Annotated in this window: 19 protein-coding genes and 1 other annotated feature; all 19 genes read right to left on the bottom strand. The window is 41.8% G+C overall.

The annotated features are described in order from the left end of the window. Positions 1-2 precede the first annotated feature (2 nt). On the bottom strand, positions 3-428 hold the full coding sequence (gene rplK / locus ACH0BF_RS21020) for a 50S ribosomal protein L11 (protein ID WP_018395143.1): 426 nt from the start codon (positions 426-428) through the stop codon (positions 3-5). Positions 429-594: 166 nt separating this feature from the next. Then, positions 595-1,128, bottom strand: a complete 534-nt coding sequence (gene nusG / locus ACH0BF_RS21015; protein WP_120035849.1) for a transcription termination/antitermination protein NusG — start codon at positions 1,126-1,128, stop codon at positions 595-597. Positions 1,129-1,274: 146 nt separating this feature from the next. Continuing rightward, positions 1,275-1,460, bottom strand: a complete 186-nt coding sequence (gene secE / locus ACH0BF_RS21010; protein ID WP_120035848.1) for a preprotein translocase subunit SecE — start codon at positions 1,458-1,460, stop codon at positions 1,275-1,277. Between the two features lie 186 nt (positions 1,461-1,646). After that, complete coding sequence (gene rpmG, locus ACH0BF_RS21005; protein WP_120035847.1) at positions 1,647-1,793, bottom strand: 50S ribosomal protein L33; 147 nt, start codon at positions 1,791-1,793, stop codon at positions 1,647-1,649. Positions 1,794-1,861: 68 nt separating this feature from the next. Continuing rightward, positions 1,862-2,512, bottom strand: a complete 651-nt coding sequence (gene sigH, locus ACH0BF_RS21000) for an RNA polymerase sporulation sigma factor SigH (protein WP_406910229.1) — start codon at positions 2,510-2,512, stop codon at positions 1,862-1,864. Positions 2,513-2,577: 65 nt separating this feature from the next. Beyond that, the gene (locus tag ACH0BF_RS20995; RefSeq protein WP_120035845.1) at positions 2,578-3,087 is read right to left on the bottom strand and encodes an NYN domain-containing protein; all 510 of its coding nucleotides are present in this window, start codon (positions 3,085-3,087) and stop codon (positions 2,578-2,580) included. A gap of 2 nt (positions 3,088-3,089) precedes the next feature. Continuing rightward, positions 3,090-3,833: a 23S rRNA (guanosine(2251)-2'-O)-methyltransferase RlmB gene (rlmB, locus tag ACH0BF_RS20990; RefSeq protein ID WP_120038042.1), complete on the bottom strand. Its 744-nt coding sequence runs from the start codon at positions 3,831-3,833 to the stop codon at positions 3,090-3,092. After that, positions 3,833-4,255: a Mini-ribonuclease 3 gene (locus ACH0BF_RS20985; protein WP_120035844.1), complete on the bottom strand. Its 423-nt coding sequence runs from the start codon at positions 4,253-4,255 to the stop codon at positions 3,833-3,835. The genes rlmB and ACH0BF_RS20985 overlap by 1 nt, the downstream gene beginning before the upstream one ends. 2 nt (positions 4,256-4,257) lie before the next feature. Beyond that, complete coding sequence (cysS, locus tag ACH0BF_RS20980; RefSeq protein WP_340851604.1) at positions 4,258-5,658, bottom strand: cysteine--tRNA ligase; 1,401 nt, start codon at positions 5,656-5,658, stop codon at positions 4,258-4,260. Then, the gene (gene epsC, locus ACH0BF_RS20975) at positions 5,639-6,304 is read right to left on the bottom strand and encodes a serine O-acetyltransferase EpsC (RefSeq protein WP_120038040.1); all 666 of its coding nucleotides are present in this window, start codon (positions 6,302-6,304) and stop codon (positions 5,639-5,641) included. The genes cysS and epsC overlap by 20 nt, the downstream gene beginning before the upstream one ends. 51 nt (positions 6,305-6,355) lie before the next feature. Next, positions 6,356-6,587: a binding site (T-box leader), on the bottom strand. A gap of 43 nt (positions 6,588-6,630) precedes the next feature. Then, the gene (gene gltX, locus ACH0BF_RS20970) at positions 6,631-8,091 is read right to left on the bottom strand and encodes a glutamate--tRNA ligase (protein WP_120035842.1); all 1,461 of its coding nucleotides are present in this window, start codon (positions 8,089-8,091) and stop codon (positions 6,631-6,633) included. Between the two features lie 58 nt (positions 8,092-8,149). Continuing rightward, the gene (ispF, locus tag ACH0BF_RS20965; RefSeq protein ID WP_340851605.1) at positions 8,150-8,647 is read right to left on the bottom strand and encodes a 2-C-methyl-D-erythritol 2,4-cyclodiphosphate synthase; all 498 of its coding nucleotides are present in this window, start codon (positions 8,645-8,647) and stop codon (positions 8,150-8,152) included. Between the two features lie 19 nt (positions 8,648-8,666). Continuing rightward, the gene (ispD, locus tag ACH0BF_RS20960; protein ID WP_340851606.1) at positions 8,667-9,353 is read right to left on the bottom strand and encodes a 2-C-methyl-D-erythritol 4-phosphate cytidylyltransferase; all 687 of its coding nucleotides are present in this window, start codon (positions 9,351-9,353) and stop codon (positions 8,667-8,669) included. A gap of 14 nt (positions 9,354-9,367) precedes the next feature. After that, a complete protein-coding gene (locus tag ACH0BF_RS20955) occupies positions 9,368-10,462 on the bottom strand; it encodes a PIN/TRAM domain-containing protein (protein WP_120035839.1) in 1,095 nt (364 codons plus the stop codon). A gap of 111 nt (positions 10,463-10,573) precedes the next feature. Beyond that, positions 10,574-11,947 carry a DNA repair protein RadA gene (gene radA / locus ACH0BF_RS20950; protein WP_120035838.1) on the bottom strand — a complete coding sequence of 458 codons (1,374 nt, stop codon included), beginning with the start codon at positions 11,945-11,947 and terminating at the stop codon, positions 10,574-10,576. Between the two features lie 119 nt (positions 11,948-12,066). Then, complete coding sequence (clpC, locus tag ACH0BF_RS20945) at positions 12,067-14,505, bottom strand: ATP-dependent protease ATP-binding subunit ClpC (RefSeq protein ID WP_120035837.1); 2,439 nt, start codon at positions 14,503-14,505, stop codon at positions 12,067-12,069. A gap of 20 nt (positions 14,506-14,525) precedes the next feature. Beyond that, the gene (gene mcsB / locus ACH0BF_RS20940; RefSeq protein WP_120035836.1) at positions 14,526-15,581 is read right to left on the bottom strand and encodes a protein-arginine kinase McsB; all 1,056 of its coding nucleotides are present in this window, start codon (positions 15,579-15,581) and stop codon (positions 14,526-14,528) included. Then, a complete protein-coding gene (mcsA, locus tag ACH0BF_RS20935; protein WP_483879966.1) occupies positions 15,581-16,123 on the bottom strand; it encodes a protein-arginine kinase activator protein McsA in 543 nt (180 codons plus the stop codon). Before mcsA ends, mcsB begins: the two co-directional genes overlap by 1 nt. Positions 16,124-16,145: 22 nt before the next feature. Further along, positions 16,146-16,607, bottom strand: a complete 462-nt coding sequence (locus tag ACH0BF_RS20930; RefSeq protein WP_120035834.1) for a CtsR family transcriptional regulator — start codon at positions 16,605-16,607, stop codon at positions 16,146-16,148. Positions 16,608-16,953 lie beyond the last annotated feature (346 nt).

Raw genomic sequence — 16,953 nt, 5'->3', positions numbered from 1 at the left:
AATTAGTCTTCAATCACAATACCCATGCTGCGGGCAGTACCTTCAACCATGCGCATAGCTGATTCAACATTAGCTGCGTTAAGGTCAGGCATTTTTGTTTCAGCGATTTCGCGAACTTTATCACGCTTTACTGTCGCTACTTTATTGCGGTTTGGTTCACCGGAACCAGACTCAATACCTGCTGCTTTCTTAAGAAGTACAGCAGCCGGCGGAGTTTTTGTGATGAATGTAAATGAACGGTCTTCAAAAACCGAAATTTCAACTGGAATGATCAAACCAGCTTGATCCGCTGTACGCGCGTTAAACTCCTTACAGAATCCCATGATGTTTACACCAGCTTGACCAAGTGCAGGACCAACCGGCGGCGCAGGATTTGCTTTGCCTGCAGGGATTTGCAACTTAACAACTTTAATAACTTTTTTAGCCACGAGACACACCTCCTTAAGTCCGTGATGTGGTATTTGGGGATTTCCCCTCCCACTCAATAACACCTTTAAATATATTAAAGATGGTTAATTAAAATTAGTCTGTCTTTAAGACATACTGACTTAAAAATATTATCATTGTTTCCTTAATATTTCAAGATGTTTTCCATTATAATTTATCTACCTGGTTAAAATCAAGTTCAACCGGAGTTTCGCGGCCAAACATATTTACGAGCACTTTTAATTTTGCCTTGTCGAAGTCGATTTCTTCTACTGTTCCCTCAAAGTTAGCAAATGGGCCCTCGTTTACGACTACTGTTTCGTTCACTTCAAAATCAACGTCCTTGCGTTTTTCATCCATTCCCATTTGTTTCAAAATATTTTTTACTTCGTCTGGTAAAAGCGGTGTTGGCTTTGAACCATGACCCGAAGAACCTACGAACCCAGTAACACCTGGTGTGTTGCGAACCACGTACCAAGAATCATCTGTCATGACAATCTCTACTAGTACATAGCCTGGAAAGACTTTGCGTTTTGTTACTTTCTTTTTACCATTTTTAATATCAGTTTCTTCTTCTTCCGGAACGATTACACGGAAGATTTTATCTTGCATACCCATGGACTCTACGCGTTTTTCCAGGTTAGCTTTTACTTTATTCTCATATCCTGAATATGTGTGTACAACGTACCAATTCTTCTCCATAGAAAGGGACTAAGCGTCCTTCCCTCCTTTACTTTTGAAAAGCAAATGAAAAAACCCGTTGAAGCGGGCTTTTTTTCTTCTCTATGATGTTTCATTATACCATATCAAAAAACAGTATATTCAAAACGAGGCGGCAAAGTTGAAAATTATAGAGACAAAACCCATCGTACAAGCGATGAGATACCTAAATCAACCACCGCAAAAAAGATGGCCAAGAAAAACACAGTTGTAATAACCGTGATTGTATATCCCGTCAGCTCTTTTTTCTTCGGCCAGCTGACTTTTCTAATTTCCGAACCGACGTTGCGGAAAAATTGTGTTATGCTCGACATTTCGAACCCTCCAAAGGTGAAATCAACTTTTCTCAAAGATGATCAATTATTGGCTGGCTGCAGACACCAGCCTGTCCACTTTTACTCTACCCAGCTGCGAGCGGCCGAATTTCCAACATCAGCCTCTATAGCATAGATAACCGGCACAACGGCCATTTATATGTCTTTAAGTAGCCGCTTCTCATTTTACTTAGTCTGCTTATGGATCGTGTGACTGTTACATGTGCGGCAAAACTTTTTTATTTCTAGGCGTTCTTCACTATTGGCTTTGCTCTGAGTGGAATAGTTTCTTGAACCGCATTCGGAACAAGCTAATATTCTCTTTTTTGTCATTGTGAATCCACCTTATCTATCTCAATTGTAAAAAATAACATTATCAGCGGAACTAGTCAAGTTATTGCCTACAACGTGATTTCTCTAAATTCCAGATAGCGCTCAAGCTTTCTCTTAACCCGCTGCAGAGCATTATCAATCGATTTCACGTGACGGTTAAGTTCTTCTGAAATCTCCTGGTACGACTGCCCGTCCAAATATAAGGCTAGCACTTTTCGTTCCAAGTCGCTTAACAATTCATTCATTTTATCTTCAATACTATTAAATTGCTCGCGGTTAATAATTAATTCTTCTGGATTCATAATTTTTGCGCCTGTGATGACATCCATCAACGTACGATCAGATTCCTCATCGTAAATTGGTTTATCAAGTGAAATATAGGAATTTAACGGAATATGCTTTTGTCTTGTGGCTGTTTTGATGGCAGTGATAATTTGTCTTGTGATACAAAGTTCAGCAAAAGCTTTAAACGTGGTTAGCTTATCTTCTCTGTAATCGCGGATAGCTTTGTAAAGCCCAATCATCCCCTCTTGGACAATGTCTTCCCTATCGGCCCCAATTAAAAAGTAGGAACGTGCTTTCGCCCGGACAAAATTTTTGTATTTGTGAATCAAATAATCCAGAGCATCACTATTTCCACTGTGAACAAGTTCTATGAGTTGCTCATCTTGAAGCGTTTCCAATGCTGTATTGCTTGAACGGTTCAAACTCACACACATCCCCTCCGCCTGCAAAGCCATAGATAGCAACATTATACAGTACGTTTTTTTCGAACGTCAATGCTTCATTTCTCGCCACGGCGCCACTTTTCAAAAATTTCTGCCACTTCGTCTGTAAGAGGAATTTTTGAATGGACCTTTTTTTCGTGGAATTTTTGGACGCTTCTCCCAATTTTTTTATTGGTTACTTTCAGCTCTGTAAGCAGCTCTCTAGCAGATACTCGCAAAGCTCCTTGCCCAAAAACTACCCACTGTTCCGTAAAATCGGAGGTTGCTACAAAAATTTGATTTTTAATATTATTTAGTTCTATTGCAAGCTTTTCAATGCGCTCGTCTGCTGATTCATTTTCCCGTGTGAAAATTACCTCTACTTTTGAATCCCGGTATTTTTTTTCTGTTCCTTTAACATAATGGGCATCAAAAACAACGATGACCCGGCTGCCCGTGAATCCTTGATATTCAGCCATCAACTGAATAAGACGGTCACGGGCAGAAGCAAGATCATGTTTTTTTAGCTTTTGAAGTTCCGGCCAAGCACCAATAATATTGTAGCCGTCAACTATGAGGATGTTCATCGCTACTCCCCTAAAGGATGCCGCCTTCTATACACTTCGTACATCAATACGCCGGCTGCTACAGAAGCGTTTAGAGAAGTGACACGTCCGGCCATAGGCAGTTGGATAAGAAAATCACACTTTTCTCTAATTAAGCGCCCAATTCCTTTTCCTTCACTGCCAATGACAAGCCCAAGTGGCATGTTTCCGTCAAACTGCCTGTAGTCATCGGCCCCCTTTGCATCTGTGCCGGCAATCCACACACCACGTTCTTTCAGTTCATCAATCGTCCGTGACAAGTTAGTCACTCTTACAACAGGAATATATTCAATTGCTCCAGTAGAGGCTTTTGCGACTGCAGCTGTTAATCCTACCGCCCGGCGCTTGGGAATAATAATGCCATGCACTCCCACAGCATCTGCTGTTCGCATAATGGATCCTAAGTTATGAGGATCTTCAATTTCATCCAGAATGAGGAAAAAAGGTTCTTCCCCGCTCTTTTCCGCGTTGGCAAACAAATCGTCTAGCTCTGCATAGTCATAGGCAGCAACAGAAGCAACGATGCCCTGGTGATTCTCCTCGCTCATCTGATCAATTTTTTGTTTAGGGACAAATTGAACGAGTACATTTTTTTCTTTTGCTTTTTTGATAATCTGCTGCACAGGCCCCTTTTGTGCTCCCTCCGCTATCCAGATTTTATTGATTTCCCGATCTGATCTTAGCGCTTCAAGCACAGGATTCCTGCCTGCGATAAACTCTTTGGACATCATGAGTCTCCTCCTTTCTCACTTATTTTTGGCTGCAGACAAAAATCGATCATTTCTGCAAGCCGCTGTTCATTTCCTGTTAAGAACAGCATCCCAATCAGTGCTTCAAAAGCTGTGCTATGCCGGTAAGTTTGAACATCGGTATTTTTTGGGGTTGTTCCCGACTTTGCATTTCTCCCTCTTTTAACCACAGCAAGCTCTTTTTCTGACAAAAAACCGCTGTCGATCATCTGATATAGAAAATCCGCCTGAGCTTTTGCCGAAACATAGCGGGTAGCCTCCCGATGAAGCTGATTCGGCTTCACTTTTCCAAGTTCCAATAAATGACGGCGCACATACACTTCATAAATGGCATCGCCCATGTAAGCAAGGGCAAGACTATTCATCTGTGTGGCCTCTTTTAATGGTTCAAAATCCAGCATTTTTACCCTCTTTTCCAGCGTGTGCCCTGCGGTGTGTCCTCTAAAATGATGTTCATTTCCTTCAGCTTATCACGAATTTCATCGGCAAGCTGGAAATTGCGGTCTTTCCTTGCTTGAATCCGCTGTTCGATTAATTCCTCAATCTCTTCCTCTAACAGTGCTTCCTCTACTTCAAGCTTTAGCCCGAGCACGAAAAATAAATCTTCGAACTCTTTTAAAAAGGCGTCAATTACTTTTTCGGATGTGTTTTTTTCCATTAAATAATAATTAGCCTGCTTGGAAAGTTCAAATAAGACGGAGATGGCATTGGCTGTATTGAAGTCATCATCCATTTCCTTAGTAAACGCCTGATGCAGTTCTTTTATTTTATCCAGCCACTGTGTATCATCTTCTGTCAAATTCGTACTCGATTGCTTGCGGTGCTTTAAGTTTTCATAAGCAGTTCTTAGGCGATCCAACGCTGTTTTTGCATTCTCCAGCAATTCTTCATTATAATTGATCGGATGTCTGTAATGAACAGACAACATAAAGAAGCGAAGAACTTGTGGGTCAATATGTTGAATAATGTCGTGTACAAGGACGAAGTTGCCGAGCGATTTCGACATTTTTTCATTGTCAATGTTAATATAACCATTATGCAGCCAGTAGCGGGCAAACGTTTTTTCTGTCAATGCTTCGGACTGGGCAATTTCATTTTCATGATGCGGAAAAGTTAAATCCTGTCCGCCGGCATGTATATCAATTGTATCGCCCAGATACTTTCTTGCCATCGCTGAGCACTCAATGTGCCATCCCGGACGTCCTTTCCCCCACGGGCTCTCCCAGTAAATCTCGCCTTCCTTTGCTGCTTTCCATAAGGCAAAATCAAGCTCATCTTCTTTCTTTTCCCCTACGCCAATTCTTGCACCAACCTTTAATTCGTCTATGGATTGATGGGAGAGCTTTCCATATTCTGCAAACTTTCGTGTACGATAATAAACATCTCCCTCAGAAGCATAAGCATAGCCTTTCTCAATGAGGGTTTCAATAAATTCAACGATGATGTCAATGTTTTCAGTTACACGGGGATGCACATCCGCTTTTTGGCAGCCGAGCGCCCCTGTATCCTCAAAATAAGCATTGATAAAGCGCTCAGCGATCGCCGGAACTTCTTCTCCTAATTCGTTAGCTGCTTTAATCAGCTTGTCATCCACATCTGTAAAGTTAGAAACATAGGTCACATCGTAGCCGCTATACTGAAAGTAACGGCGGACTGTATCGAATACAATAGCTGGCCGGGCGTTGCCTATGTGAATATAATTATATACGGTCGGTCCGCATACATACATTTTTATTTTTCCCTTTTCTAGGGGGACAAACTCCTCTTTTTGCCTCGTTAATGTATTATAAACGTGAATGGTCATTTAGTGGTTCTCCCTTCTTTACTTCTTGAAGCTCTTCACGCAGCCTGACAATTTCCTTCTCCATGGAGAAAAGGCGATCAGCAATTGGGTCTGGTAAGTCCTGATGATTAAGGTCTTTTTGTACTTTTTTCCCGTCACGTATCACTATTTTCCCCGGAATACCAACAACGGTTGAGTTGGGAGGCACATCTTTTAGAACAACCGACCCGGCCCCAATTTTGGAGTTTTCCCCAATTGTAATGGAGCCAAGCACTTTAGCCCCTGATGCGATCAATGCATTGTCTTTAACCGTCGGGTGCCGCTTTCCTTTTTCTTTACCGGTACCTCCAAGTGTCACTCCTTGATATAGTGTTACATTATCACCTATCTCACAAGTTTCCCCAATAACAACACCCATCCCGTGATCAATGAAAAGGCGGCGTCCAATCTGGGCACCCGGGTGGATTTCTATACCGGTGAAAAAACGGCTAATTTGAGAAATTAGACGAGCAAGGAAAAAGAATTTTCTCTTATAAAAACCGTGCGCCAACCGATGACCCCAAATAGCATGCAATCCGGAATAGGTTAAAATAACCTCCAAATAACTGCGGGCAGCAGGATCCTGCTCAAAAATTGTATCGATATCCTCTTTAAGTAATTTAAACATGCTCATTGCTATCCTCCTTTTTTAAAAACAAAATAAAAACGCCTCTGTATAGACAGAGACGTTGTGTTGACGCGGTTCCACTCTGTTTGAAAAACAGACAGTCCTGTCTGTTAATCCAACTCTAAACTGATAACGGGTGTTCCCGCTGCTGCTTACTCGGATTCCTTTCAACAACAGACTCAGAGGGGCATTTCAATAATTGAGCGGCTTAAACCGTTCGCAGCCGGTGACGGTTCTCTCTGTAAAGCTTCAATTATTTACTTCTCCTCATCAACGCTAATTATGAATAAATAGTACATTTAATATATTACATTTTTGCCGAAATGTTAACTATGGATCTTGCCAAGACGCTCGACAACTTTTTCCTTGCCGAGCAATTCAATCGCTTTAGGCAAATCAGGTCCATGTGTTTGGCCGGTCACAGCGGCACGGATCGGCATAAATAACTTTTTCCCTTTATGTCCAGTTTCCTTTTGGACGTCCTTCATGGCTTTTTTAATTTCATCGGCCTTAAACTCTTCCATTGCTTCAACCTTGTTTAGGAAAGAAGCAAGAACTTCAGGAACTTGTTCTTCTTCAAGAACTGTTTTTGCTTCCTCCTCATAGCTAATATCCTCTTTAAAGAACAGCTCTGACATGTCCACAATTTCTGCTCCAAAGCTCATCTTTTCTTGATAAAGGCCAATCAGCTCACGCACCCACTGCTCTTGCTCAGGAGAGCGCTCAGCAGCAATGCGGCCTGCTTTGACAAGATGGGGCACTGCAAGCTCCACTACCCGATCTAAATCCACTTTCTTCATGTACTGATTATTCATCCATGCCAGCTTTTGCTGATCAAATAAAGCGGGAGACTTGGACAAACGGTTAGCATCAAATAGTTCGATGAATTCCTCTTTAGAGAAAATCTCCTCTTCACCGGCCGGAGACCAACCCAGTAAAGCGATAAAGTTAAATAGTGCTTCTGGCAAGTAGCCAAGCTCTTTGTACTGTTCAATAAATTGAATAATGGATTCGTCACGCTTGCTCAGCTTTTTGCGGCTTTCATTCACAATCAGTGTCATATGGCCAAAAGTTGGCGGCTCCCAGCCAAGCGCATTGTAAACGAGCAACTGTTTCGGTGTATTGGAGATATGGTCATCTCCGCGCAGCACATGTGTCATTTCCATCAGATGGTCATCTATTGCTACCGCAAAGTTGTATGTCGGTGTTCCATCTTTTTTCACGATGACATAATCGCTAATGCCATCCGATTCAAAAGACACTTCCCCTTTCACCATGTCATTGAATGTGAGCATTTCTCCTGCAGGAACTTTAATACGGATACTTGGCTTTCGTCCTTCCGCTTCTTTTTCAGCTCTTTCTTCAGGAGTCAGGTGACGGCATTTGCCGGAGTAGCCCGCCATATCTTTTCCCTCGGCTTGTTGCGCCTCCCGTTCAGCTTCAAGCTCTTCTTCCGTACAATAACATTTATAGGCATGTCCTTCTTCTAATAATTGGTCATAGTATTTCTTATAGATATCATTTCGTTCAGACTGGCGATAAGGACCAAATTCTCCTTCCTTGTCGACACTTTCATCCCAATCAATACCGAGCCATTTCAAATACGTCAGCTGACTTTCTTCGCCGCCCTCAATATTTCTCTTTTGATCGGTATCCTCGATTCTAATAATAAATTTCCCACCCTTATTCCGGGCAAATAAATAATTAAAAAGCGCTGTGCGCGCATTACCAATATGTAGATGGCCTGTCGGGCTTGGCGCATAGCGCACACGAATATCGTTTGCCATTTTATGTTCCTCCTCAAATCGTTCCTAGTAACTTTTTTTATTTTACCACCAGCTTTTATTAGAAGGAAGAGGATTCCTTTTCTTTTGCTATTAACAAAACAACCGCCTGCGCTGCTATTCCTTCTTCTCTACCTACAAATCCTAATTTTTCTGTTGTTGTCGCTTTTACATTCACTTGTGATGCGTCCGTTTCCAACAGCTCTGCGATTCTTTCTCGCATTTGTCCAATATATGGCGCCATCTTAGGTCTCTGAGCCATAATAGTACAGTCTGCGTTGCCTAGAACAAATCCCTTCTCTTTCACAAGCTGCCACACATGCTGAAGCAAAACAGCTGAGTCTGCATCTTTGAACGCCGGATCTGTATCTGGAAAATGCCGGCCAATATCTCCCTCACCTATTGCTCCAAGAAGAGCGTCCGTTACAGTATGCAGCAATACATCAGCATCTGAATGGCCAATTAATCCCTTCTCATGCGGAATGGTTACACCCCCAACAATTAATGGACGATTTTCTGCAAATTCATGCACATCAAAGCCTTGCCCAATTCGAAACATAACTTTTCTCCTTCAACCTCTATAGTGATTTTCTTTTTTGAATAATAGCTTTCGCGAATACAAGATCTTCGGGTGTAGTTAATTTTATATTATCATAGTCCCCTTCAACAATTTGAACCCTTATGTTCGCCCGTTCAGCAAGAGAGGCTTCATCTGTGCCCATATATCGATCCTCTTGAGCCTGTCTATGAGCCTGCATAATCAACGGCACACGAAAAGCTTGTGGTGTCTGTACAGACCACAAGCTAGAACGTTCAACTGTCTCGGCAACTACTCCTCCTTCTACACGCTTAATGGTATCTTTTACAGGAACAGCGACAATGGCCGCTCCTTCTTCTGTTGCTTTCTCAACAAGCTGGCTGATGATCGGCCTTGTAATGAAAGGTCTTGCTCCATCATGAACAAGAATAATTCCGGTCTGATCCGCTTCTTTCAAGCCATTAAATACACTTTGCTGCCGCTCATTACCACCAGGAACCAGCTTCTTCACTTTAGAGACATCATATTCATGAATCAAATTGGAGAACATGGTTGTTTCCTCAGGCTGGACAACGAGAATAATACCACTGCAATTCGGATCTTGCTCAAAAACCTCCAGCGTATGAATGATAACCGGACGCCCGTTCAGCAAGAGCAGCAGCTTATTTTTGTCTGCTTTCATTCTCGTTCCCCGGCCGGCAGCTGGAATAATTACTTGATAATTCATTTTCCCCTGCTCCTTTAAAGCGCTTTTTCTATTAGCTTCGGCTTGGCAAAGATCATCCGACCTGCTGATGTTTGCAGTACACTCGTTACAATTACGTCGATTTGCTTGCCGATGTAATCACGGCCTTCTTCTACTACAATCATCGTTCCATCATCCAGATAAGCAATGCCTTGACGCTGTTCTTTTCCGTCCTTAATAACAAGAACTTTCATTTCTTCTCCCGGAATGACCAACGGCTTCACTGCATTTGCCAAATCGTTAATATTTAAAACTTGTACCTTTTGCAGTTCACATACTTTATTTAAGTTAAAGTCATTCGTCACCACGATCCCATTCATTTCCTTTGCCAACTTGACGAGCTTGCTATCTACTTCCTGGACATCTTCAAAATCCCGCTCAATTATTTCTACCTCTACTGGAATCTCTTTTTGAATGCGATTTAATATATCAAGACCTCTACGGCCCTTTGTTCGTTTAAGCGTATCAGAAGAATCGGCAATATGCTGTAGCTCTTCCAGCACAAACTGCGGAATGATCAGGCATCCTTCTAAAAAACCAGTCTGGCAAATATCAGCGATCCTGCCATCGATAATAACGCTTGTGTCTAAAATTTTGCACGCCCTCTGTTCCAACGATGGATTTTCAGCTGCTTCTGCTTCCTTCTTCCTGCTACTTCTATTGATCGTGAACAAACTTGTGATTTCATCACGCTTCTTAAAGCCAACCTGGAAGCCAAGATACCCTAATAAGATCGTCAGAAAAATCGGTGCTACTGTATTAACGATTGGTATCTCTATGGAATTTAATGTGTTTCCTGCTAAAAAAGCAACGATCAGTCCCAAAATCAACCCTAAGCTGCCTGAAAGAATGTCAGTCAATGGTGCTGTAACAATTCGGTCCTCCATCCATTTAACAAAATCAATAATGTAGTCTACAGCCCAAAACGTTAACATATAAAAAATAACGGCTCCTATAATTACTGCGACGTACGGATTATTAACTAAAGTTAAATGATCTAAATGAATAAGTCTTAATAAGTCCGGAATAAGAATAATGCCAAGTGTTCCCCCTAAAATAATAAACCCCGCCTGCACGAGACGCTTCAACATCCTGACTTCACCTCCCTGTTATCATTATAAACACTTTTTTCCATACGCAATCGTTTTTTTGAAAAAAATGCCCAAAAGCCTGCAAACAGCCTATGCAGGCTAATCTGCAAATTATTTACCAAATACAAGTTGTAATGCTTCATTAACCGTAGAAACACCAACAGTTTCTATCCCTTCAGGAACTTTCCAGCCTCCAAGATTATTTGCAGGAAGAATGATCCTTGTAAAGCCAAGCTTAGCAGCTTCGAAAACTCTTTGTTCTATTCGTGAAACCCGCCGCACTTCTCCTGTTAACCCCACTTCACCAATGATGCAATCCGTTGAATTAGTTGGCTGATCTCGAAAACTAGAAGCAATGCTGACAGCAATCGCAAGGTCAATAGCCGGTTCGTCTAGCTTCACACCTCCGGCTACCTTCAAATAAGCATCCTGATTTTGCAATAGAAGACCTACTCGCTTTTCAAGCACAGCCATTAAGAGCGTTACGCGATTGTGATCCATACCCGTAGCCATTCGCCGCGGATTTCCAAAAACAGTCGGTGAAACAAGTGCCTGAATTTCAACAAGAACTGGTCTTGTGCCTTCCATTGAGGCAACCACCGTTGATCCCGAAGAACCTTGGGAGCGTTCCTCAAGGAAAATTTCCGAAGGATTTTCTACTTCTTCTAATCCTTCCTCCTTCATCTCAAAGATTCCCATTTCATTCGTGGAACCGAAGCGGTTTTTAACCGCTCTTAAAATTCGGTACGTGTGGTGACGCTCTCCTTCAAAATATAACACAGTATCCACCATATGCTCCAATAATCTGGGCCCGGCTATAGATCCTTCCTTCGTAACATGCCCTACAATAAAAATGGCAATACCGTTAACCTTCGCTATTCTCATTAGCTCAGCTGTACACTCTCTCACCTGTGAAACACTTCCCGGTGCTGAAGTTACCTCCGGATGATAAACAGTTTGAATTGAATCAATAATAACAAATGAAGGAGAAAGTTGCTCAATCGCCGTATGGATCAACTGTAAATTTGTCTCCGAATAAATAAAGAGCTCCTCTTCCTTCACAGCTAATCTTTCTGCTCTTAATTTAGTCTGCTTAACAGATTCTTCGCCGGAAATGTATAATACCCTGCTTTTGTTTGCTGCTAATTGAGCGGAAACCTGCAACAGCAAAGTTGACTTCCCTATTCCCGGATCTCCTCCAATTAAGACGAGTGAACCAGGTACAACACCTCCGCCTAACACCCGATTGAACTCTTTTAACCTTGTTTTTACTCGTGGTTCCTGAATCGTTTCCACATTTGAAAGCTTTGTTGGCTTAGAGGTAACCGTTTGCTCCGAATGCATAAAGGTCCTTTTAGGTGTCCCTGTAATAGCGACTTCCTCCACCATTTGATTCCATTCTCCACACCCCGGACAACGCCCCATCCACTTTGCCGATTCATAACCGCAGGACTGACAAATAAACTTTGTTTTCTTCTTGGCCATGCTTATTCCACCTCTTTAAATGATCCTTTTTCTAAAACAACAAAAAGCCAGGCGCCTCCAGCGTTGCATATAAATTGCAACTTGTGAAGGAGGAGCCGGGCATTTATAGGACAGCCTCTTTATTTTGCAGCCGATGGTTCTTTCGTTGTTACAATGAAGTTACCATCTTCTACATCTACAATAACTTGCTGACCTGCTAAAACCTTGCCTTTAAGCAATTCTTCCGATAAACGATCTTCCACTTGCTTTTGTAATGCTCGACGTAAAGGACGGGCTCCATACTCTGGATCATAGCCTTCATCGGCAATTTTTTCCTTCGCACGGTCAGATAAATCGACAATAATCCCTTGTTCTTTCAAACGTTGCGTCAACTGGTCAGCCATTAATGTAACAATTTCTTTTAAATGCTTTTTCTCTAAAGCATGGAAAACGATAATTTCATCAATACGGTTAATAAATTCTGGACGGAACGCCCGCTTTAACTCTTCCATTACTTTGCCCTTCATGTCTTTGAAATCTTGTTCACCATCTTGAATGTTAAAGCCGACATATTTGTTTCGGCGCAAAGAGTCCGCTCCCACATTTGATGTCATAATCAGCACTGTGTTACGGAAGTCAACGGTACGACCTTTAGAGTCTGTTAACCGTCCGTCTTCTAACACTTGCAATAAAATATTGAATACATCCGGGTGAGCTTTTTCAATTTCATCAAGCAAGATAACAGAGTATGGCTTGCGTCGTACTTTTTCTGTGAGCTGACCGCCTTCATCGTAGCCGACATAGCCTGGAGGTGATCCAACAAGTCGAGAGGTTGAATGTTTCTCCATGTATTCAGACATATCGATGCGGATCATGGCATCTTCATCACCAAACATAGATTCTGCCAGCGCTTTAGCAAGCTCTGTTTTACCTACACCTGTAGGACCAAGGAAGATAAAGGAACCAATTGGCCGTTTCGGATCTTTTAGACCAGCTCTGGCCCGGCGGACAGCCTTAGAAACAGCTTTCACTGCTTCTTCTTGACCAATTAAACGGGAGTGCAAGATTTCCTCTAGGTTAAGCAATCGTTCCGTTTCTGTTTGAGCTAGCTTGGAAACTGGGATTCCTGTCCAGCTAGATACTACTTTTGCAATATCCTCAACTGTTACTTCACTGTTTTCTTTACCTTGCTTTTCTTTCCAATTATTCTTTGTTTTTTCTAGCTCTTCCCGCAGCTTTTGTTCAGCGTCACGCAGAGAAGCGGCCTTCTCAAACTCCTGACTTTGAACAGCTGCGTCTTTTTCCTTGCGTATTCCTTCCAACTTTACTTCTAATTCTTTCAAATTAGGAGGAGTCGTGAATGAACGCAAACGAACTTTCGAACCAGCCTCATCAATTAAATCAATCGCTTTATCCGGAAGGAAACGGTCTGAAATATAGCGATCAGACATTTTGACTGCTGCATCAATGGCATCATCTGTAATAGATACACGGTGATGCGCTTCATAGCGGTCTCTTAATCCTTTTAAAATCTGAATAGATTCTTCCAATGTCGGTTCATCAACTTGGATTGGCTGGAAGCGCCGCTCAAGGGCTGCATCCTTTTCAATATATTTTCTGTATTCATCTAACGTTGTTGCGCCAATGCACTGTAACTCACCGCGAGCAAGGGAAGGTTTTAAAATATTCGAAGCATCAATGGCTCCCTCTGCTCCACCCGCTCCAATTAAGGTATGAAGCTCATCAATGAATAAGATAATATTGCCGGCTTGACGAATTTCATCCATCACTTTCTTTAAGCGGTCTTCAAATTCACCCCGATACTTTGTTCCTGCTACGACTGTACCCATATCAAGAGTCATTACACGTTTATTCCGGAGTGTTTCCGGCACTTCATTATTAACAATTTGTTGGGCAAGCCCTTCAGCAATAGCTGTTTTACCTACACCTGGCTCACCGATAAGAACCGGATTATTTTTTGTTCTTCTGCTTAGAACTTCGATCACCCGCTGGATTTCCTTGCTGCGACCAATAACAGGGTCTAAGCTTCCTTCTCTTGCAATCACTGTTAGATCCCGAGCCAAGCCATCCAGTGTAGGTGTATTGGCATTCGATGTTGAACCGCCCTGGTGACCATTGGTCTCGTTGTTACCAAGCAGCTGAAGTACTTGCTGCCGCGCTTTATTTAAGCTAACTCCTAAGTTGCTAAGAACGCGGGCTGCTACTCCTTCTCCTTCTCGGATTAATCCAAGTAAGATATGTTCTGTTCCAACGTAAGAATGTCCGAGCTTTCTCGCTTCGTCCATTGATAATTCCGTTACCTTTTTTGCGCGAGGAGTGTAATGGACTGTTTGAGCGCTGCCTTCTCCTCTTCCGATTAAATTTTCGACTTCCTCTTGAATTTTCTCTGCGCTGAGTCCAAGGCCATAAAGTGCTTTTGCTGCGATGCCTTCTCCTTCACGCACTAGACCTAATAAAATATGTTCTGTTCCAATATTGCTGTGCCCTAGACGAATTGCTTCTTCTTGCGCAAGCGCTAATACTTTTTGTGCTCTTTCTGTAAAACGACCAAACATCATATCCATCCATCTCCTTTACCTCAACAATTTTCTTCTAACTGTAGCCGCTCTCTAATTAATGCTGCACGCCGGATATCCCTTTCTTCGGGGTGGAGCGGTCCACCGGCATATTGCTGCAGAAAGCCCGGTTGTGTTAAAATCATCAATTCATTTAAAATGCTTCTGGAAACATTGCTAATATAACCGATATCAATTCCTAGTCTTACATCTGATAAACACTGGGCTGCTTCTTTTGTTTCAATAATCCGGCTGTTTGTTAATACACCATAAGAGCGGAATACTTTATCCTCTAAACGGATAGAAGATGCGTTGGCTAAAGCTTCTCTTGCTGACTTCTCATGTTCGATAATCTGATGGACGATACTTATCAAATCTTCTACTATATCCGCCTCGGATTTTCCCAGAGTCAACTGGTTCGATATTTGAAAGATGTTTCCTAAAGCTTCACTGCCTTCTCCATATATACCTCTAACTACAAATCCCAGCTGGCTGATTGCCGGAACAATCCGGTTAAGCTGTTGGGTCAGGGTTAATCCCGGCAAATGAATCATCACTGACGCTCGTAACCCTGTACCCACGTTTGTTGGACAGCTCGTTAAATATCCTCTTTTTTCATCAAAAGCATATTCTACGTTTGCCTCAATGGCATCATCAAGATCGTTTGCTTTTTTCAGAGTTTCTTTTAACTGCAAGCCTGGAGAAAGACACTGGATCCGAATGTGATCTTCTTCGTTGATCATAATACTAATGTCCTCTGCATCCGAAAGAAGGACGGCCCCATAGGTAGAGGTATCAGCTAAGTATGGGCTAATCAAGTGTTTCTCTACAAGCACTCGCTTTTGTAACGGAGACAATTCCTCCATTTTTAACAATTCAAGCGGATATTTCTCTTGTATGCCTTCACTGATCTTGGCGGTCATCTCCTCTGCTTCGTCTGCTTTTAAGAATGGAGGAAAATGATAATTGTCTAAATTTCTAGCAAGACGAACCCTTGAACTTAAAACAATATCTGCCTGAGGACCTTCATTGCTCATCCAGGAGCTGACAGCCTGATTAATAAACTTTTCTAGAGACATCACGACTCTCCTCCTTCAGAAAGGATTTTTTTTTCGAGAGAACGGATTTGGTCGCGAATATCAGCTGCCGCTTCAAACTCCTCTTGCGCAATCGCCTGCTGTAACCTTTCTCTTAATCCGGCTATTTCCTTTTTCAAATGAAGGGTGCCACCAATTCTAGTTGGTATTTTACCTGCGTGTAAGTTATTTCCATTTTGCAACCTTTTTAGTATAGGGTTTAGTTGGTCTTGAAAGGCTTCGTAACAGTGCGAGCAACCAAACTTTCCTCTATTAACAAACTGTTGAAAGGTAGTTTGACAATTATCGCATTTTAAAACCTTCTGTTGTGGATATTGGGCAGGCTGCGACGAAAAAGATGAATTAAGATTAAACAGACCGCCAAGCAAGTCACCGATAGAAAAGTCCGAATGCTGGCTAAACATGTATTGCTCTCCCTTTTCTTGCGCACACTTTTCACATAAATGTAGTTGCGTCTTTTCACCATTTACTGTTTTAGTGAAATGAAGTGAAGCAGGTCTCTCTTTACAACTTTGACAAATCAAAGAGAACCACCCCCCTTATAAGTTATTTATATTTCAAGGCCATTAGCATAGAAGTAATCATTCTCGCTCGGAGCTCATCTCTTTCTGGAAGATCAATATATAAAACAGAACGATCCATTACACTGATCATAATTTTTGCTTCACGTTCTGAAATTACTTTTTCTTCTACTAGACGATAGATTAAATTCTCTGCTGCTGACTGTGAAATTTGGTTCCCCACCAATGAAACTAATTGTTCAATTAAATCATGCTGATCATGCACTTGTACTTTTATAATGCGGATATAACCTCCGCCCCCTCTCTTGCTCTCTACCATGTATCCTTTCTCAATGGTAAAGCGTGTATTGATCACGTAATTAATCTGCGAGGGAACACATTGAAATTTTTCAGCTACTTCATTTCTCTTGATTTCTACAATTTCACTTCCACTCATTTCAAGAACTCTCTTTAAATAGTCCTCAATAATATCAGATATATTACGCATCAAACCTCCTCCATTTCTGACTTTGACTATATTTGACGTTAATTATACAGGAAGACTTAAAGGATTTGCAATTTTAATGTATGTACTTGATGTTCATTTTTGACTATTTTAAAGAAATTTAATCGCTGTAAAAATATATTTCTATATTCCACTCATTCAGAGAAAGTAAACCTAAAAGAACTACTTAATAATAGAAGATATTTTTCGTGGGCATTCGACAGTCTTGCGCAGAGTTTGACATTTCGACAAGTATAAATTCATGAATAAAATAAAAAAGAACAGCGTCTGCTGTTCTTTTGGATTGCCTGGCAGCGTCCTACTCTCACAGGGGGAATCCCCCAACTAC

This window comes from Pseudobacillus sp. 179-B 2D1 NHS (genome assembly GCF_045370945.1).
GTDB lineage: Bacteria > Bacillota > Bacilli > Bacillales > Domibacillaceae > Pseudobacillus.
The sequence above is the reverse complement of the archived record's forward strand: the minus strand, read 5'-3'. Positions and strand labels throughout refer to the sequence as shown.